Origin of the sequence: Streptomyces sp. NPDC005648, from assembly GCF_040605395.1 — a bacterium.
GTDB lineage: Bacteria > Actinomycetota > Actinomycetes > Streptomycetales > Streptomycetaceae > Streptomyces.
Genome location: NZ_JBEXCS010000001.1, coordinates 81,026 through 97,938, shown reverse-complemented (window position 1 = coordinate 97,938; position 16,913 = coordinate 81,026). Strand labels below are relative to the sequence as shown.

General features: G+C 72.0%; 16 protein-coding genes and 1 tRNA gene. 7 read left to right on the top strand and 10 right to left on the bottom strand.

Annotated features, from left to right (window positions below):
- Window positions 1–18 precede the first annotated feature (18 nt).
- Window positions 19–2,664 carry a phosphoribosyltransferase gene (locus ABZT17_RS00510; RefSeq protein ID WP_356341859.1) on the top strand — a complete coding sequence of 882 codons (2,646 nt, stop codon included), beginning with the start codon at window positions 19–21 and terminating at the stop codon, window positions 2,662–2,664.
- Entirely contained in the window at window positions 2,664–3,479 is an 816-nt protein-coding gene (locus tag ABZT17_RS00505; protein ID WP_356341856.1) for an HAD family hydrolase, read from the top strand. The genes ABZT17_RS00510 and ABZT17_RS00505 overlap by 1 nt, the downstream gene beginning before the upstream one ends.
- 87 nt (window positions 3,480–3,566) lie before the next feature.
- Here ABZT17_RS00505 and ABZT17_RS00500 read toward each other — a convergent pair whose 3' ends face one another.
- Both ABZT17_RS00500 and ABZT17_RS00495 read right to left on the bottom strand, forming a co-directional pair.
- Window positions 3,567–3,782, bottom strand: coding sequence for a zinc ribbon domain-containing protein (locus ABZT17_RS00500; protein ID WP_356341853.1), 216 nt, complete (start codon window positions 3,780–3,782; stop codon window positions 3,567–3,569).
- Between the two features lie 38 nt (window positions 3,783–3,820).
- The gene (locus tag ABZT17_RS00495; RefSeq protein WP_356341851.1) at window positions 3,821–5,209 is read right to left on the bottom strand and encodes a hypothetical protein; all 1,389 of its coding nucleotides are present in this window, start codon (window positions 5,207–5,209) and stop codon (window positions 3,821–3,823) included.
- Between the two features lie 198 nt (window positions 5,210–5,407).
- Between ABZT17_RS00495 and ABZT17_RS00490 the strand changes: the two genes are divergently transcribed.
- Window positions 5,408–5,479, top strand: a tRNA-Val gene (locus tag ABZT17_RS00490).
- A gap of 45 nt (window positions 5,480–5,524) precedes the next feature.
- Here the strand turns inward: ABZT17_RS00490 and ABZT17_RS00485 are convergent.
- The 3 genes from ABZT17_RS00485 to ABZT17_RS00475 form a co-directional block, all read right to left on the bottom strand.
- The gene (locus ABZT17_RS00485) at window positions 5,525–5,854 is read right to left on the bottom strand and encodes a hypothetical protein (protein ID WP_356341849.1); all 330 of its coding nucleotides are present in this window, start codon (window positions 5,852–5,854) and stop codon (window positions 5,525–5,527) included.
- 79 nt (window positions 5,855–5,933) lie between these two features.
- Window positions 5,934–6,449 carry a hypothetical protein gene (locus ABZT17_RS00480; protein WP_356342233.1) on the bottom strand — a complete coding sequence of 172 codons (516 nt, stop codon included), beginning with the start codon at window positions 6,447–6,449 and terminating at the stop codon, window positions 5,934–5,936.
- A gap of 68 nt (window positions 6,450–6,517) precedes the next feature.
- Window positions 6,518–7,495: a 2-dehydropantoate 2-reductase gene (locus ABZT17_RS00475; RefSeq protein ID WP_356341846.1), complete on the bottom strand. Its 978-nt coding sequence runs from the start codon at window positions 7,493–7,495 to the stop codon at window positions 6,518–6,520.
- Between the two features lie 93 nt (window positions 7,496–7,588).
- On the opposite strand from ABZT17_RS00475, the gene ABZT17_RS00470 reads away from it, so the two are divergent.
- Window positions 7,589–7,813, top strand: coding sequence for a DUF2277 domain-containing protein (locus ABZT17_RS00470; protein WP_356341844.1), 225 nt, complete (start codon window positions 7,589–7,591; stop codon window positions 7,811–7,813).
- A 77-nt stretch (window positions 7,814–7,890) separates the two neighbouring features.
- On the opposite strand, the gene ABZT17_RS00465 is transcribed toward ABZT17_RS00470, so the two are convergent.
- From ABZT17_RS00465 to ABZT17_RS00455, 3 genes are all read right to left on the bottom strand, one after another.
- Window positions 7,891–8,502 (bottom strand): VTT domain-containing protein, encoded by a 612-nt coding sequence (locus ABZT17_RS00465; RefSeq protein WP_356341841.1) that lies wholly within the window; start codon window positions 8,500–8,502, stop codon window positions 7,891–7,893.
- A 266-nt stretch (window positions 8,503–8,768) separates the two neighbouring features.
- A complete protein-coding gene (locus ABZT17_RS00460) occupies window positions 8,769–10,403 on the bottom strand; it encodes an alkaline phosphatase D family protein (RefSeq protein WP_356341840.1) in 1,635 nt (544 codons plus the stop codon).
- Between the two features lie 140 nt (window positions 10,404–10,543).
- The gene (locus ABZT17_RS00455; RefSeq protein WP_356341838.1) at window positions 10,544–11,188 is read right to left on the bottom strand and encodes an HNH endonuclease family protein; all 645 of its coding nucleotides are present in this window, start codon (window positions 11,186–11,188) and stop codon (window positions 10,544–10,546) included.
- Window positions 11,189–11,552: 364 nt separating this feature from the next.
- On the opposite strand from ABZT17_RS00455, the gene ABZT17_RS00450 reads away from it, so the two are divergent.
- Window positions 11,553–12,134 carry a TMEM165/GDT1 family protein gene (locus ABZT17_RS00450; RefSeq protein WP_356341835.1) on the top strand — a complete coding sequence of 194 codons (582 nt, stop codon included), beginning with the start codon at window positions 11,553–11,555 and terminating at the stop codon, window positions 12,132–12,134.
- Window positions 12,135–12,418: 284 nt separating this feature from the next.
- Window positions 12,419–13,087: an HAD-IA family hydrolase gene (locus tag ABZT17_RS00445; protein WP_356342231.1), complete on the top strand. Its 669-nt coding sequence runs from the start codon at window positions 12,419–12,421 to the stop codon at window positions 13,085–13,087.
- A gap of 13 nt (window positions 13,088–13,100) precedes the next feature.
- Here the strand turns inward: ABZT17_RS00445 and ABZT17_RS00440 are convergent, their stop codons facing one another.
- The gene (locus ABZT17_RS00440) at window positions 13,101–14,072 is read right to left on the bottom strand and encodes a peptidoglycan-binding domain-containing protein (RefSeq protein WP_356341832.1); all 972 of its coding nucleotides are present in this window, start codon (window positions 14,070–14,072) and stop codon (window positions 13,101–13,103) included.
- Window positions 14,073–14,248: 176 nt separating this feature from the next.
- Between ABZT17_RS00440 and ABZT17_RS00435 the strand changes: the two genes are divergently transcribed.
- Complete coding sequence (locus tag ABZT17_RS00435) at window positions 14,249–16,294, top strand: MDR family MFS transporter (protein ID WP_356341830.1); 2,046 nt, start codon at window positions 14,249–14,251, stop codon at window positions 16,292–16,294.
- Window positions 16,295–16,325: 31 nt separating this feature from the next.
- Here the strand turns inward: ABZT17_RS00435 and ABZT17_RS00430 are convergent, their stop codons facing one another.
- Window positions 16,326–16,826, bottom strand: coding sequence for a GNAT family N-acetyltransferase (locus ABZT17_RS00430; protein ID WP_356341827.1), 501 nt, complete (start codon window positions 16,824–16,826; stop codon window positions 16,326–16,328).
- Window positions 16,827–16,913 lie beyond the last annotated feature (87 nt).

Sequence of the window (16,913 nt, the reverse complement as noted above, 5' to 3'; positions counted from 1 at the left end):
CTCACCGACTAGGGACTCATGAGCAACGCAGTGAACAACGAGGTCTGGTCCGGGACCTGGGTCGCCGAGCGACTCGGGCTGGAACTCGTGGGCGACGACAAGCTGACGGACCTGCTGGGGCTGGCGCTGCGGCGCAACCCCAAGCGGGCGCATCTGCTGGTCTCCAACGTCCTGGGCAAGCACGTACCGCAGTCGCCGTCGGTGGTGTACGGGTACGGCTTCGCCCTGGGCCGACGGGTCCGGGAGCTGCTGGGGACGCCCGAGGCGGCCAGGGCGGTCGTCCTGGGCTACGCGGAGACGGCGACGGGGCTCGGGCACTCGGTCGCCGACGGCGTCGGTCTGGCGCCGTACCTGCACTCCACCCGCCGTCCGGTGCCGGGTGTGACCGCGGCAGGCGGCTTCGAGGAGTCCCACTCCCACGCCACCTCGCATCTGCTGCTGCCGGAGGATCCCGCGCTGCTGGCCGGTGACGGTCCGCTGGTGCTGGTCGACGACGAGTTCTCGACCGGGAACACGGTCCTGAACACGATCCGTGATCTTCACGAGCGGTATCCCCGGCGCCGGTACGTGGTGGTCGCACTGGTCGACATGCGGTCGGCGGCGGACCTCGGGCGGCTGGAGGAGTTCGCGCGGGAGATAGGTGCCCGGGTGGATTTGGTGGCGGCGGCTTCGGGGACTGTTCGGTTGCCGGAAGGGGTGTTGGAAAAGGGACAGGAGTTGGTGGCGCGACACGAGGCTGCGGCTGCGGGCAGTCAGGCGTCTGCGGGCGAGTGGGGGCTGGTCGCGCCCCGCGGCGAAGCTGCGGATCGACACAGCCCCGCGCCCCTGAAGAAGGGCGGTGCCGCCGAAGCCGACCTGAGCAGCACCCTCCCAGGGGCGCGGGGCGGCGTTGAATCCGCGGCTACCGCCGCGCGGGCGCGACCAGCCCCGTACGACCTGCGCTCGGAAGACAACCGCACCTGGCAGACGCGTCCCGAAAACGGCTACATCACCCGCGTGGAACTGTTCTGGCCCCGGGGCCTGCCCGACGGCGGTCGGCACGGCTTCACCCCCCAGCACCGCATCCGCCTCGAACGCGCCCTCCCCGCCATGGCCGCCCGCCTGGTCGACGCCCTCCCGGCGGACGCGCGCCGCGTACACGTCCTCGGCTTCGAAGAGCTGATGTACGCCCCCCTCAGGCTCGCCCGCGAGCTGGAGCACGTCGTCGACGCCGAGGTCCGGTACTCGACCACCACCCGCTCACCCGTCCTCGCCGTCGACGACCCGGGCTACGCGATACGCAGCCGTATGTCCTTCCCGGCCCACGACGACCCGGCCGACGGCCCCGGCGAGCGCTACGCGTACAACGTGGCCGGCGCCGGCTTCGACGCCGTCGTCGCCGTGGTCGACTCGGCCGCCGACACCTCCGCGCTGCACGCGCCGGACGGTTTGCTGGCCCGGCTCGCCGCCCATACCCCGCACGTCCTCCTCGCGGTCATACCGTCGTACGTCCCCGAAAGGCCCGCCATGCTGCCCGAGCCCCTCCGCGGCCCCGCCTTCTCCTCGTATCCACCCGAGGAGGTCGGCTGGCTGCTCCAGGACCTCTCGGACGTGACGCTGGAGGCGCCGACCGAGGAGCGGGAGGAGGCCATCCAGAGCGGCGGCGCGCACTACGCGGAGTCGCTGCCGGTGGAGTACCAGCCGAGCGAGCAGTACCAGGAGCTGTTCCACGCGGCCCTGGAGACGACCGCGTCCCGGCTCGCCCAGGCCGTCGGCGCCGTCACGGAGATCGTGCTCGCCGAGCGCTCCCCGCGCCCCGTGCTGGTGTCGCTGGCCCGCGCCGGCACCCCCGTCGGCGTCCTGATGCGCCGCTGGGCCCACTACCGCCACGGCCTGGAACTGCCGCACTACGCCGTCTCGATCGTCCGAGGCCGCGGTATCGACGCCAACGCCCTGCGCTATCTGGCCGCCCACCACGACCCGCACGACGTGGTCTTCGTCGACGGCTGGACCGGCAAGGGCGCCATCACCCGTGAACTCGCCGACGCCATCAGGGAGTTCGAGGCCTCCGACGGCATCACCGGCTTCGACCCGGAGATCGCGGTGCTGGCCGACCCCGGTTCCTGTGTGCGGACGTACGGCACCCGCGAGGACTTCCTGATCCCCTCCGCCTGTCTCAACTCGACGGTCTCCGGCCTGATCTCACGGACCGTGCTGCGCTCGGACCTGGTCGGCCCGCACGACTTCCACGGCGCCAAGTTCTACCGCGAACTGGCCGGCGCGGACGTCTCGGTGGACTTCGTCGACGCCGTCGCCGCCCGCTTCCCGGAGGTCGCGGAAGCGGTCGACGCACAGGCCAAGGAGCTGCTCTCCGGCGACCGGGCACCGACCTGGGAGGGCTGGGCGGCGGTCGAGCGGATCAGCGAGGAGTACGGCATCCACGATGTGAACCTCGTCAAGCCGGGTGTCGGCGAGACCACCCGGGTGCTGCTGCGCCGGGTGCCCTGGAAGATCCTGGCGCGGCAGGGGGCGGGCGCCGACCTGGACCATGTACGGCTGCTGGCCGGGCAGAGGGGCGTACCGGTCGAGGAGGTCGCCGAACTGCCGTACACCTGCGTGGGGTTGATCCACCCCCGCTACACGCGCGGCGCGACCGGTGCCGACGGCAGGGCGGTGAACGTCTGATGCCGGTGCTGGTGGCGAGCGATCTCGACCGTACGCTGATCTACTCCCCGGCGGCCCTCGCGCTGACCATGCCGGACGCGCGGGCGCCCCGGCTGCTCTGTGTCGAGGTGCACGAGAGCAGGCCGCTGTCCTTCATGACGGAGACGGCGGCCGGGCTGCTGACCGACCTGGGGGACGCTGCGGTCTTCGTGCCGACGACGACCCGGACCCGTAAGCAGTACCAGCGCATCAACCTGCCCGGCCCGACGCCCAAGTACGCGATCTGCGCCAACGGCGGCCATCTGCTGGTCGACGGTGTCTCCGACCTCGACTGGCACGCACGGGTCACGACCCGTCTCGCCGACGAGTGCGCGCCGCTCGACGAGGTCCGTGAGCATCTGCTGGCGACGGCTGACCCGGAGTGGGTGCGCAAGCACCGTGTCGCCGAGGACCTCTTCGCCTATCTGGTCGTGGAGCGCGAACTCCTCTCCGAGGAATGGGTCAAGGAGTTGGCGGTCTGGGCGGAGAACCGCGGCTGGACGGTCTCCCTTCAGGGCCGGAAGATCTACGCCGTCCCCAAGCCCCTGACCAAGAGCGCGGCGATGCGGGAGGTCGCACGGCGGACGGGCGCGGAACTCACCCTGGCCGCCGGCGACTCCCTCCTGGACGCCGACCTACTGCTGGCGGCGGACCGGGGCTGGCGGCCCGGGCATGGCGAACTGGCGGAGGCGGACTGGGCGGCGCCGGCGGTCACCGGGCTGCCGGAGCGAGGAGTGCTGGCGGGGGAGCGCATCCTCCGCGAGTTCCTGAAGGCAGGGCGTACCGCAATGCCGTAAGGGGCGCGGGGGTGTGTCGATCTACGGCTCCGCCGCGGGGCGCGCCAAGCGTTCCCCCACGCACCCGCACCCGGCCGTCACCCCTGCCTAGCCGCAGCACCCTCCACCGCAACACCCGCCGCCGGCGCCACCCGCTCGGGGCGCCGGCCCGGACGCCCTACCGCTGACAGCCACCGTCGACAACAACTTCACCGTGTCGGCGTGCCCTGCGGAGCACTTCGCGGGGTCGGACGACTGAGCCATGGGACGGCTCACTTCAAAGGTGTCGCCGCACGTCCGGCAGCGGTACTCATAGCGAGGCATACACACAGGTTAACCGCGCCCAACTGCGCCCATCGGAACTAGGGGGCCACTGAACCGCGCTCTTCGCGGATCCGCGTGACCACCCCGGCCACCGTCCGGCGTATCGCCTCCAGTTCCGTGAGGAAGTGCCAGTAGTCCGGGTGCCGACCCTCCAGGCCGGTGATCGCCCGGTCCAGACGCGCCACCGAATCGTCCAGCGGACGGGCGTGCCGTGGATCGGGCGCCGTCCTGCCGGTCATCGCCAGGCGCTGGGCGTCCCGGATGGCGAAGCGGGTCCTGTCGATCTCCTGCTGCGGGTCCTTCTGCACGGCGTTCAGCCGCTGCAGACGGTCCCGCGCGGCCGACACGGACTCGTCGGTGGTGTTCAGCAGGGCCCGAACCGTCGACAGCAGGGACGTCGCGTCCGGCCAGCGCTGGGCGTCTCTCGCCGCCTGGGCCTCCTTCAGCTTGGTCTCGGCCTGGCGGACGTTCTCCGTGGCCTGGTCGGGGACGTGCTGGAGGTCCTGCCAGCAGGCCGCGGAGAAGCGGCGGCGCAGTTCGCTCAGGACCGGCTCGACCTGGCCGGCGCGGGTGGTGAGGGCCTGGGCGCGGGTGCGGAGGGAGACGAGGCGGTGGTCGATCTCGGCCGCCTTCTCGGGCAGGCGCTGCGCCTCCACCCGGATCGCCTCGGCCTCGCGCGCCACCCGCTCGGCGCGCTCCAGGGTCTGCGGGACGCCGTGCTGTCCGGCGCCCTGGTTGAGCTTGGTCAGCTCGGGGCCGAGCGCGGCGAGACGGGCGGCGAGGTCGTCGGCTCTGAGCTGGGTGGCTCTGACCGCGTCCAGCGCGTTGGAGGCGGCGAGCAGGCCCTGGCGGGCGCGCTCCACGGCCGGGGCGAGCCGGGCCAGCTGGGTCTCCGCCTTGCCGAGGAGGGGGCCGAGACTGTCGGCGAAACGGTCCAGCTCCCGTTTGACAGCGGTGAGCTCGTCCTTGGCGCGGGTGAGCTCGGTACGCGCGTGTGCCGCGACCGAGGCCTCCAGGTCGTCGCGGTCGAGGTCATGGGCGTCGACGGCCTCGATGTAGCGGTGGCTGGCCTCGTCGATACGGCGGCCGAGGGCGTCGAAGTCGGAGACGACGCGGCGGGCGGCCGGGGTGTCGTCGACGGCCGTGATCGTCTCGATCGAGATCCGCAGATCGCGCTGGGCGGTGTCCAGTTCGTAGAACGCGGCCGCCGCGGCGTCCTTCGCGGCCTGCGCCTCGGCCCGCTGGGACTCGGCCCGCCCGCCGAACCAGCGCCGGGTGCCACCGCCGGCGAACGCGGCGGGCAGCGCGAGCGCGGCGACGAGGGGGAGGGCGAGGAGGGCGAGGCCGTCCCCGAGCGCCTGACGGTGGCGGTGGCGGGATGCGCGCGGCGCCGACGGCGAGTTCGGCTGCGAAGGTGTCGCCGTCACATCCCTCTCCCGTGCTGTCATTCGTCCTGGCGGGTGCCCGGTTTCATTCTCCCACCCGTGAAGGACGAACACACGGGCCGGTCAGTTCGCGTTCGGCACTGTGACTTTGCCGTCATCGGCACCCTTCCGCACCAGGCACTCTCGTGAAACGGGTTTGCGGGGCACCGGCTCGGGCAAGGTAGGCTGTCGACTCGTCCCGGGTGCGTAGCTCAGGGGTAGAGCGCCTGCCTTACAAGCAGGATGTCGGCGGTTCGAAACCGTCCGCGCCCACACAGGAGAAGACCCCGGTCGTCCGCGGCCGGGGTCTTCCGTGTCTCACTCGCCGGAGCGGGCGTGCTTCAGCCTCGTACGGGCGTCGACCCGCTCTCCGGCCGTGACCTCCGTCCAGAAGCGGTGGGTGGTGACGAAGACCGCCAGCTCGTGCTCGCGCTGCCGCAGCTTCTCGACCTCCGCCTGCTCGTCGGCCGTCCAGCCCGGGGAAGCGGGGCGCTCCACCTTGCGCCAGCCGCCCGTGTCGCTGAAGCCGTCCAGGGGCTCCACCGACCAGGGGAGACGCTTGAGCAGGGCCGACAGCTCGGCCCGGACCTGATGCAGCTCCTCCTGACCGGCGAGGAGGTCACTCGGAAAGTCATAGGTCGTTGCCACGCGACAATGCTACGCCTGTTCGATTTTGGGATGCGAGTTCCTTCTCGGGGTTCATGCGAACGGGTGGGGCCGGTCCGTCCTACTCGGCGGGGGCGGGAAGCGTTCGGCCCAGGCGGGTGAGCGGGGAGAGGGCCATCAGGGCCGGGGAGAGCAGCATGGCCGCGGCCGTCACCAGAAGGCCCGTGCGCAAGCCCCACCACTGGGCGAGGAAGCCGCCGAGCAGCGAGCCGAGGGGGGTCGTCCCCATGCCGGCACAGGTGATCGTCGCGGCCACGCGGCCCTGTATCCCGGCCGGGGTGAGCGCCTGCCGGACCGCCATGACCGTGACGTTCACCAGCTGGCCGCCCGCGGCGCGGCCGGCGTCCGCCACCACCATCACCGTACGGGTCCGCCATCCGTCGACCCAGGCGCCGACGAACAGCGACAACACCAGGATCGGCGCCTGCCCCACCGCGCGCAGCAGGCCCAGCTGGTCGGCCCCGGCGCCGAGCGTGAGCACGGCGAACAGCGGCAGCACCAACAGGCTCGTGTGCTCGCCGAGTTGGGAGACGGTCTGCCCGATCCAGAGACTACGGAAGTCGCGGTCCCGCCACAGGCCGGAAGAGGCGGGACGGCCCGAACCGGGGGCACCGGACCGAGGGGCGTCGTCGGACGGTCGCGGATTCAGTGGCCGGCGGCCCTCAACTCCCGTACCACCCGCGCCGTCACCGGCACACTCACCCCGTGCCGCTCCGCGGCGCGCAGCAACGAGCCGCCGATAGCGTCCAGTTCGAGCGGGCGGCCGGCCTCGGCGTCGCGCTGCATCGAGGACTTGGCGGGGGCCGGGAAGGCGTCGTAGCGGGCCAGTTCCCGGTTGATCAGGGCCGCGTCGGGAGCCGGGCCCGTGGGAGTGCCGGCGGCGTGGCCGACCGCCGCGGCCTCCTCCAGCAGGGTCCTCAGCTCGTCCCGGTGCCGGGTGCGTACCTCGCCCAGGGGCAGCGCGTAACGGGTGGTGAGCAGGGCGAAGGGCGCCAGAAACCTCAGTTTGGCCCACAGTGGCGCCGTCTCCTCGTCGTACACCCGCACCCGCGAGACACCGGCGGAGTCGAGGGCGCGGGCGAGGACGTGCACCCGTTCGCGGTCGACGGTGCCGTCGCCGAGGGTCAGGTCGATCTCGGTGAAGGGGCTGCCCCGTTCGATCACCCCGGGCGCGACCCGGGCCGACTCGACGCGGATGGCGGCCGGGGCGACCAGATCGGCGCGGTAGCGGGCCCGCAGGGCCGCCGGGTGTTCGACGCCGTTCAGGAACGGCACGAGAAGGGCGTCGCCCAGCGCGGCGGGCGGGACGCGGTCGAGGGCGCCGTCCAGACCGGTCTCCTTGACGGCGACCAGACAGAAGTCGACCGGCTCGCGCAGCACGCCGTCCGCCTCGACCGCGACCGTGAACTCGCTGAACGCCTCACCCCCGCCGTCCGCTCCGCCCAGGTCGGCGGCGCTGAAGTCGCGGGTGCGGACCCGTAGCCCGGCCGTGCGCAGAGTGTGCGCCGTCTCGTCGGACGCCAGGCAGATCACCCGGTGGCCCGCCCTGGCCAGCAGTCCCGCGAGCAGCCCGCCCACACCGCCGGGGCCGAGCACCGCGACGGTCGGCTTCTCGTTCGCCATGATGGTGTTGTCCCTTCGTCGGTCGGCCCCGAACCGGTGGCCGCCTCGGAAAGGATCATCGCAGGCGCCCCGGAGTTGGGCCAGACTGGTCCCATGTGCCGGAGCATCAAGACCTTGCGCCCGCCCGCGTTGCCCGAAGAGGCGACCGAGGAGGAGATCAGGGCCGCGGCCCTGCAGTTCGTACGGAAGGTGTCCGGCTTCCGGGCGCCCGCCGCACACAACCAGGAGGTGTTCGACCACGCCGTCGAGGTGATCGCACAGGCCACGACGGAGCTGCTGGACGGCCTGGAGGTACGGGGCCAGAAGGCGAGCGCCTAGGGCCCTGGAAGGCAGCGGGCACTCGGCCGCGTCGGGCACTCGGCCGCGTCGGGCACTCGGCCGTGACGGACGTTCGGCTACGACGCCTTCACCGGCCGGCGCATCACATACGCGGCCCCCGCCCCCGCCCCGAACAGCGCCAGCACCGACACCGCGGTCGCCAGCCATGTCGTACCCAGCCACTGGCCGCCGTAGTAGCCGAGGGCGACGCTGTACACCGCCCAGGCCAGGCCCGCCAGCGCCGACCAGGGCAGGAAGTCGCGGGCCCTGCGGTGGGCGGCGCCGGCGCCGAGGGAGACGACCGAGCGGCCGGCCGGGGCGAAGCGGGCGAGGATGACCAGGCCGCCGCCACCCCGGGCGAGGGCCTGGCCGAGACGTTCCTGCGCGGAGGTCAGCCGGCGTGAGCGCGCGATCGCGCGGTCCAGGCGCTCACCGCCCCGCCAGGCCAGCCGGTACGCCACCAGGTCGCCGAGGACCGAGGCGGCCGCCGCGCACAGGGTCAGCGCGATGATGTCGGGCACCTCGTGCGGCACCTGGCCGGTCGCGGAGCCCGCTGCCGCCGCCGTGGCGGCCGTGATCACCAGCACTCCGCTCGGCAGGACCGGCAGGAACACGTCGAGCAGCACCGACAGCGCCACCATGGCGTAGATCCAAGGGGTCTCGGTCAGTGACCCCACACTCTCCAGCACCGCAGACTCCCCGTGACTCCCCCTGAACCACATCTGCCGCGACGTCGCAGGGGAGCGGCAGGGCGGCCATCAACAGCCATACAGCGTACGCCCGGGGTGTTACAGCAGATACATGGGGGGCGAGTGTGATCGATACGAGACCTTCACCCGGCTGTCGCACACTGCCTGGTGGAAGCGGACGGTCCGCCTCATCCGCCCCCCGGTCGCCCCCGGTCGCCCCCGGTCGCTCCCCGGCCGCCCACGGGCAACGGTGACGCGTCCGCGCCTCACGCGGTGCTGAGCGTGGCCTCCTCCACCGTCTCCAACACGCCCTCTCCCCGCGCCTGTTCCAGCCGCAGCCGTGCCGAACGCCCCTTCAGCGTCAGGGTCATGAGCTGGTTGCCGAACCAAGGTCCGCCCGTTCTGCGCCACTTGACCGGCGTCGGCGCACACCTCCCGTGCCGGGCGAACCGCCGCCCCAGGACCCGGGCCACCGCGCTCCACCCGAACCGGAAGCCGACGCGTATCGCGCGGGGCACGGCGTTGTGCACGGGCGAGCACGTCAGTTGCAGCACCAGCGAGTTCGGGCGCGGTCCACCGGAGGGCCAGGAGGCCTCGGCCACGTAGGCGTGGTGCACATCCCCCGACAGCACCAGCACCGTCGCCGGTGCCTCCGCCCCCGAACCGACCTCCGCGAACAGTGCGGCGAGCTCCGCGAAGGAGGCCGGGAACGCCGCCCAGTGCTCCAGATCCGCCCGCCGCCGCAGATCCTCCCCGAACCGCGCCCAGCGCGCTCCGCGGTCACCCCGGCACAGGGCCGCGTTCCACGCCTCGGCGTCATGCACCAGGTGCGGCAGCAGCCAGGGCAGGGAGGTGCCGACGAGGAGGTGGTCGTAGGACCCCCGGTCCGCGAGCGCCTGCTCGCGCAGCCACGTCGCCTCCCCGGGGTCGAGCATCGCCCGTGCCTCCTCGTCGAGCACCCGGGCCGCACGCGTGTCGACCATCAGCAGCCGTACCCGGCCGAAGTCGCGCCGGTAGCTCCAGCGCACGGAGGCCGGATCGGCGTCGGCCTTGCAGGCGAAGGCACGCAATTCGTCGGTTCCGTCCGGGAGTTCGCGTACGGCGGTGTAGAGGGGGTCGGCCGCGAGCTCGGCGGGTGACAGATTGCCCAGATGCTGGTGCACCCAGTACGACATCAGCCCGCTCAGCAGCCGCTCGCGCCACCAGGGGGTGGCCCGCATGTCGTCCAGCCAGGCGGCCGAGGTGTTCCAGTCGTCGATGACATCGTGGTCGTCGAAGATCATGCAGGACGGCACGGTCGACAGCAGCCAGCGCACCTCGGGGTCGAGCCAGGACTCGTAGTAGAGGCGGGTGTACTCCTCGTAGTCCGCCACCTCCACCCCCGGCGGATCGCTCAGATCGCGCCGCGCGGCCAGCCAGCGCCGGGTCGCCTCGGAGATCTCGTCGGCGTACACCTGGTCGCCCAACAGCAGGAGCACGTCCGGGCGTTCGGCGGCCGGGTCGGCGGCGATACGGGCGGCGAGGGTGTCCAGGGCGTCGGGGCCGACGGGGTCGGGCTCGGCGGTGGGCGGGGCGGCCCAGCGGCAGGAGCCGAAGGAGACACGGACACCGTCGTCCCCGCCCGGGACGCGGATGACGGAGGGCGGGAAGGGCGATGCGGGCGGCGGCCACACGCGCAGACCGTCGAGAAGGACGTCGTACGACGTCGTGGTGCCCGGGGTGAGTCCGGTGACCGGCACCAGGGCGTAGTGATGGCCGGCGACCTGGAAGGTCCGGGCCTGTCCGCTCGACCCGTCGGCGCAGCGCACCTCGGCCGTGCACGGGCGACCGGCCTCGACCCACACGGTCGCGGACGTCTCGTCGGCATATCTCAGCACCGGACCCAGGCGCAGTTCGGCCACGTGATGCCCCGCCCTTCCATGGTCGGGTCGGCCTCCGGGGCGTCGGCCGGTGTCGGCGCGCCCCTTCGGTCCACCCTCCTCCGTCGCCCCGTACGGTACGGAACGACGGAGGTCACTGACCAGGTTCCGGGGCGGGGAGATCAGCAGCCGCTGAGGACCGAGCTCAGCTTGCTCTTCTCCGCGGAGTCGACCGAGAGGCCGTAGTAGTACTTCACCTGGACCCAGGCGCGGACGTAGGTGCAGGCGTACGAGCTGAGCGGGGGCATCCACTCGGCCGGGTCCTTGTCGCCCTTGGACTGGTTCACGTTGTCGGTGACGGCGAGCAGCTGCGGCCGGGTCACGTCGTTGGCGAAGGCCTGGCGCTGGGCGGTGGTCCAGGCGCTCGCGCCGGAGTCCCAGGCCTCGGCGAGCGGGACGAGGTGGTCGATGTCGACGTCGGAGGCGGCGGTCCAGGTGGCACCGTCGTAGACCGAGTACCAGCTGCCGCTGGTGGCGGCGCAGGCGGAGTCGACGACGACGTTGGAGCCGTCCCGCTTGAGGATGTACTCACGGGTGTTGCAGGTCCCGGAGATGGTGATCCAGGTGGGGAAGAGATCGCGGGCGTAGCCGGTACGGTTCTCCGTCGCCACGGTGAGCGAGGCGAGGTAGGTGCGGGCGGTGGCGGCGCTGACCGGGGTGGGGAGGGCGGCGGAGGCGGTCGGACCGTTGAGGAGTCCGACGGAGGCTATGAGTCCGGTAAGGGCCGCGAGTATGCTCAGCCGTCGACGCGCGTAGAACTTCGGCATGCGAACTCCCTTGGGAGGCGGGGGCGGTGGGTGCGAGCAGGGGAATGCTCGCGGTGCCGTGTTGCGGGAAGGTGAGTCTTCGGTAAGAAGTTAGTGACGCGTTCATGACACGACAAGGTTCACGGTCGAACTTTCTTCGCTCCGTGTGTCGCGTACGATGGACGGCGCAGAAGGGGAGTAGCTCTTCGCCGGACCGTCGACATACTGCTCAGCTCGTCTGAGCCGGCGCCCGGAGGCGGGTCCCTGTGGACCTCGCCGGCGAGACCTTCGGCAAGCAGTGCGCATTCATGTGTGCTGCCATGCCGAGGTGTCCGCGCACAGCAGCAGCACTCTCGGTGGGGCAGCCCCGACCGATTGAGGAACCTTGATCAGCATCACCGTCACGGCGCTCGTCTTCGGCGTCGTCTTCCTGGCCGAGCTGCCGGACAAGACCGCCCTGGCCGGGCTCGTGCTCGGCACGCGCTACCGGGCGTCGTACGTCTTCGCCGGGGTCGCGGCCGCGTTCCTGCTGCATGTCGTGCTCGCCGTCGCGGCCGGCAGCGTCCTGACCCTGCTGCCCCAGCGGATCGTGCACGCGCTGACCGGTGTGCTCTTCCTGGCCGGCGCCGCCGTACTGCTGCTGAAGAAGGACGAGGGCGACGACGACATCCGCAGGCCCGCGGACCAGTCCTTCTGGAAGGTCGCCGGCACCGGATTCATGCTCATCCTGGTCGCCGAGTTCGGCGATCTCACGCAGATCATGACGGCGAACCTCGCGGCCCGCTACGACGACCCGCTGTCCGTCGGCCTCGGCGCGGTGCTGGCTCTGTGGGCGGTGGCCGGTCTGGGCATCGTCGGCGGAAAGGCCCTGATGAAGCGGGTGCCACTGGCACTGATCACCAAGATCGCGGCCCTGCTGATGCTGGCCCTGGGCGTATGGAGCCTGTGGGAGGCCTTGGCCGGCTGAGCGTGACCCGGCGCCGATGGGCCCCGGGCTGGGGCGCGCCCTCCGTGCCCGCTGGGTTTGTGTGCCTTGGCCGGTGGTGGCTGGCGCCGGTTCCGGGTGGGGCGGGGGCGGGTGTGGTGGGGCCGGGGGAGCTGAACGGTGGGTGAACTGTTATTCGGGGGGCTGGCGGATGGCGGGGGGATTTTGTACCGTGGAGAAACAAAGTGGCTCTCGCCCGTTCTCCCTGACCGGCGGGCGAGGCCGCCTTGTCCTTCGGACCCTCCCACCGCGCCCTGGAGCTGCCGATGACGGTCACCACCGTGCCCACCGTCCTGACCGCCCGCGCCCTCCTGCTGGACATGGACGGCACTCTCGTGAACTCCGACGCCGTCGTCGAGCGCATCTGGCGACGCTGGGCCGAGCAGCACGGGCTGGACGGGGACGAGGTGATGAAGGTGGTGCACGGACGCCAGGGGCACGCCTCCATGGCCGTACTGCTGCCCGACCGCCCCATGGAGCAGAACCACGCGGACAACGCCCGCATGCTCGCCGAGGAGACCGCCGACACGGACGGCGTCGTGGCGATCCCCGGCGCCGGGGAGTTCCTCGCCTCCCTGCGCGGGCTGCCGCACGCACTGGTGACCTCGGCGGACGCCCCGCTCTCCGCGGCGCGGATGGCGGCGGCCGGGCTCGGGCTGCCGGACGTGCGCGTCACCGCAGAGTGTGTGGGAGCCAGCAAGCCGGACCCGGAAGGGTTCCTCAAGGGCGCCGCCGAACTGGGCGTCGACCCTGCCGACTGCATAGTCTTCGAGGACTCGGCGGCGGGCATCGCGGCCGGGCGCGCGGCGGGCATGCGGGTGGTGGGCGTGGGCGCCCGCGCGGACTTCCACGAGCCGGACGTGGTGGTACGGGACCTGACGCAGGTGAAGGTCGAGGGCGGAGCCGACGGGACGATTCGACTGTACGTACAGTGACCGTTCCCGGGGCTCAGGGCTGCGTCGTCTCCGATTCCAGGTGCGCCCGCGTCTCCAGGTCGTACACCCCGAGTTCCGGCACCTGAAGCCCCCGCGCCTGCTGATACCGCGTCACCGCGTCCTCGACGCCCTCGTTGTACTGGCCGCTCGCCTGCCGTGTGTACAGGCCGAGTTGGGTCAGCCGCAGCTCCAGCTCCGTCACCTCCGGCCCGCTGTCCCCACGGCGCAGGACCGGCGGCTGGCTCTGGCGGTCCTGGCCGGCGGTGACCGTGCCGGTGGCGGTGGCCGTCGGTGGAGCCGTCGTCGGGGCCGTCGAGCGGGACGGGCTCGGTGCCGGGCCGGACGCCGACGGCGACGGAGGGAGGGACGGGTGCGGCCGCACGGACGGCGGCGGCGCCGCGGGCAGTGGCGAGGTGGCCGCCAGGGACGGAGACGGGGACGCCGGGCTGGTCGACGCGTCCGGCACGCTCGCCCGTACGTCGTGCGGAAGCGCGGTGTTCCGTGTCGGCGTCTGGTAGGAGAACATCCCGCTCGCGAGCCCCGCGGCGGCGACCACGGCCACCAGCGCCCCACCCGCACCGAGCAGGACGGTGCCGCGCCGACGCCGGGACGGACGCGACGCGCCGGCCCCGTCGTGAGCTTCGAGCGCTTCGAGCGCTGCGGGCCCCATGGACGCCTCGGACAGCCGTAGCTCCCGTGTAGGGAGGTCGTCGTCGATGGCGGGCGTGGCGCCCAGGTGCCCCGGCACCGCCCGCAACGGCATCGTCTCGTCCGCCGCGCCTTCCAGCACCCCTTCGGCCGAGCCCTCCAGCTCGACATACGGCCGTATGCGCAGCGGATCGAAGTCCTCCGCGGCCGCCGCCTCCGCCGTGCGGGTCTCGCGCAGGGCTTCCGCCGCGCGGCGGGTGCAGCCGCAGGACGGGGTGTTGTCGGCGCCTCTCGGCGCACCGCACTCCGGGCACAGGTGACCGTTTCGGTCCGTCATGTGATCATCCCTCCCTCCACGCTCCCCTCGCGGACCCCAGACATTATTCAGATCTTCTCCACCGCGTCTCCCACAAGCCCCCGGAATACCGCCCTCCGCAGGACTCGACAGGCCATATCCGGTCACTCCGACCAGGATGGACACGAGGGAAGGGCACCGAATCCTTGGGAGGTCTGATGGCAGGGGATGCGCCCGCGGCGACCGGGCACCGGCAGGAGGCACGGGATCCGCATGTGCCCGGGAACGTCCTCGTCTCGATCGGCGCGCTGCTCCTCGGGATGCTGCTCGCCGCACTCGACCAGACCATCGTGTCGACGGCGCTGCCGACGATCGTCAGCGACCTCGGCGGGCTTGAACACCTGTCATGGGTGGTCACCGCGTATCTGCTGGCCTCGACGGCCGCGACCCCGCTGTGGGGCAAACTCGGTGACCAGTACGGCCGCAAGCGGCTCTTCCAGACCGCGATCGTCATCTTCCTCATCGGCTCCGCGCTGTGCGGAATGTCCCAGAACATGGGGGAGTTGATCGCGTTCCGGGCCGTTCAGGGGCTGGGCGGCGGCGGGTTGATGGTGCTGTCGATGGCGATCGTCGGGGATGTGGTCCCGCCGCGTGAACGCGGCCGCTACCAGGGCCTGTTCGGGGCGGTGTTCGGCGCGACGAGCGTCCTCGGCCCGCTGCTCGGCGGTCTGTTCACCGAGCATCTGAGCTGGCGCTGGGTGTTCTACGTCAACCTCCCGGTCGGGGTCGTCGCGCTCGCCGTCATCGCGGGCGTGCTGCGCATCCCGCGCAGGTCCACCCCCCATGTCATCGACTACCTGGGCACCTTCTTGATCGCGTCCGTCGCCACCTGCCTGGTGCTGGTGGCCTCCCTCGGCGGTACGACATGGGGCTGGGGCTCCCCGCAGATCGTCGGACTGGCCGTGGCGGGAGCGGTGCTCGCGGTCGCCTTCGTGCTCGTGGAGCGGCGGGCGGCCGAACCCGTGCTCCCGCTCAAGCTGTTCCGTGTGCGCACCTTCACGCTCTCGGCGGTCATCAGCTTCATCGTCGGCTTCGCGATGTTCGGCGCGATGACCTATCTGCCGACGTTCCTACAGGTGGTGCAGGGTGTCTCGCCCACCATGTCGGGTGTGCACATGCTGCCGATGGTGTTCGGGCTACTGCTGTCGTCCACGGTGTCCGGACAGATCGTCAGCCGCACGGGCCGGTGGAAGGTGTTCCCGGTGACGGGCACGGCCGTCACCACGCTCGGGCTGCTGCTGCTCCACCGCCTCGACGAGCACAGTTCCACGGCCGAGATGAGCGCCTACTTCTTCGTCTTCGGCCTCGGACTCGGCCTGGTCATGCAGGTGCTGGTGCTGATCGTGCAGAACGCGGTCTCGTACGAGGATCTCGGCGTCGCCACCTCCGGCGCCACCTTCTTCCGCTCCATCGGCGCCTCCTTCGGCGTGGCCATCTTCGGCACGGTCTTCGCGAGCCGTCTCGGCGACAAGCTGACGGACGCCTTCCGGGGCGCACGGCTGCCGGGCGGTGTCTCACCGGACGCGCTCAAGTCCGATCCGCGGGGCATCGGTTCGCTCCCGCCGGCCCTGCGCGGACCCGCCCTGCACGCCTACGCCTCGGCCATCACCGACGTGTTCCTGTACGCCGCCCCGGTCGCCGCCTTCGGCTTCGTCCTCGCCTGGTTCCTGAAGGAGGACCGGCTGCGCGGGTCCGTCACCGCGCCCGACGTCACGGAGACACTGGCCAGCAATCCGGTCGAGCGGTCCTCGTACGACGAGGTGTGCCGTGCGCTGTCCTTGCTGGGCACACGGGAGGGCCGCCGGGAGATCTACCGCGAGATCACCGAACGCGCGGGCTACGACCTTCTCCCGGCGGCCAGTTGGCTGCTGCTGCGGATCAAGAGGTACGGCTGGACGGAGCCGGCGGTGCTGGCGGACCGCAGCTCCGTGCCGCTGGGCGTCATCCTCGCCGCGGCCCGGCAGGTCGAGGAACGGCGCCTGGCGAACCGGGAGGGCCTCGACCTCGTCCTCACCGACACCGGCCGCGAGGTCGCGGAGCGGCTGGCGCAGGCCCGTGAGGAGTCCCTCGCCGCGCTGCTGGGGGACTGGTGGGGACCGGACCGACCGACCGATCTGACGCGGCTGGTCCAGGAGCTGAACGCCGAGCTGTGCGGCTCGGAACGGGAGCAGCCGCACAATTCCTCGGCGGAGAAGACCGTTTGAGCAGAATCTCGCCGGTCAGCAGGTCAGCAGGTCAGCCGGTCAGGTCCTTGCGGAACCAGTGGTCGGCGTACTGGTCGTCGTTGTGCGGCGCGGTCTCCTCGTATCCCAGGCGGGCGTACAGGGCGCGGGCCTCGGTGAGGTCGGCCCGGGTGTCGAGGACCAGGCGGGCGGCGCCCAGGGCCCGGGCGGCCTCCTCGGCGGCCCGCACCAGCAGCGCGGCCCCGCCCTTGCCGCGCAGCTCCTCGACGACGAACATCCGGGTCAGCTCGGCGGTCGCCGCGTCGAGCAGCCGTACGCCCGCCGAACCCGCCGGCTCACCGCCGTACCGTCCGACGAGCAACTGCCCTGTGGGTGGGGCGAGTTCCTCGCCGGTGCGGGCCCTGACCTCGCGTTCCAGCTCGGCCGGGTCGGTCCTGCGGCCCTCGTGCAGGAGGTAGTAGCGGTCGCTGACCTCCGTGTAGTACGCCCGCCAGAGGGCCGACGCCACGGGGGAGTCGAAGGGCTCGGGGCCGATGGTCCAGCTCGTCGTCATCCGGCCATTCTGCGAACCGGGCGTGTCGCCCACGCAAGCGAATATGCCGTGCCGTTTGAGCGGGGGCTTCCGGGTGACCCGTTCGGG

What these genes read in the sequence shown, in the direction of transcription:
- ABZT17_RS00445 (WP_356342231.1), top strand. Translation starts at nt 12,419, where the DNA reads ATGACGGTCACCACCGTGCCCACCGTCCTGACCGCCCGCGCCCTCCTG.
- ABZT17_RS00505 (WP_356341856.1), top strand. Translation starts at nt 2,664, where the DNA reads ATGCCGGTGCTGGTGGCGAGCGATCTCGACCGTACGCTGATCTACTCC.
- ABZT17_RS00440 (WP_356341832.1), bottom strand. Translation starts at nt 14,072, where the DNA reads ATGACGGACCGAAACGGTCACCTGTGCCCGGAGTGCGGTGCGCCGAGA.
- ABZT17_RS00500 (WP_356341853.1), bottom strand. Translation starts at nt 3,782, where the DNA reads ATGCCTCGCTATGAGTACCGCTGCCGGACGTGCGGCGACACCTTTGAA.
- ABZT17_RS00475 (WP_356341846.1), bottom strand. Translation starts at nt 7,495, where the DNA reads ATGGCGAACGAGAAGCCGACCGTCGCGGTGCTCGGCCCCGGCGGTGTG.
- ABZT17_RS00455 (WP_356341838.1), bottom strand. Translation starts at nt 11,188, where the DNA reads ATGCCGAAGTTCTACGCGCGTCGACGGCTGAGCATACTCGCGGCCCTT.
- ABZT17_RS00430 (WP_356341827.1), bottom strand. Translation starts at nt 16,826, where the DNA reads ATGACGACGAGCTGGACCATCGGCCCCGAGCCCTTCGACTCCCCCGTG.
- ABZT17_RS00510 (WP_356341859.1), top strand. Translation starts at nt 19, where the DNA reads ATGAGCAACGCAGTGAACAACGAGGTCTGGTCCGGGACCTGGGTCGCC.
- ABZT17_RS00470 (WP_356341844.1), top strand. Translation starts at nt 7,589, where the DNA reads ATGTGCCGGAGCATCAAGACCTTGCGCCCGCCCGCGTTGCCCGAAGAG.
- ABZT17_RS00435 (WP_356341830.1), top strand. Translation starts at nt 14,249, where the DNA reads ATGGCAGGGGATGCGCCCGCGGCGACCGGGCACCGGCAGGAGGCACGG.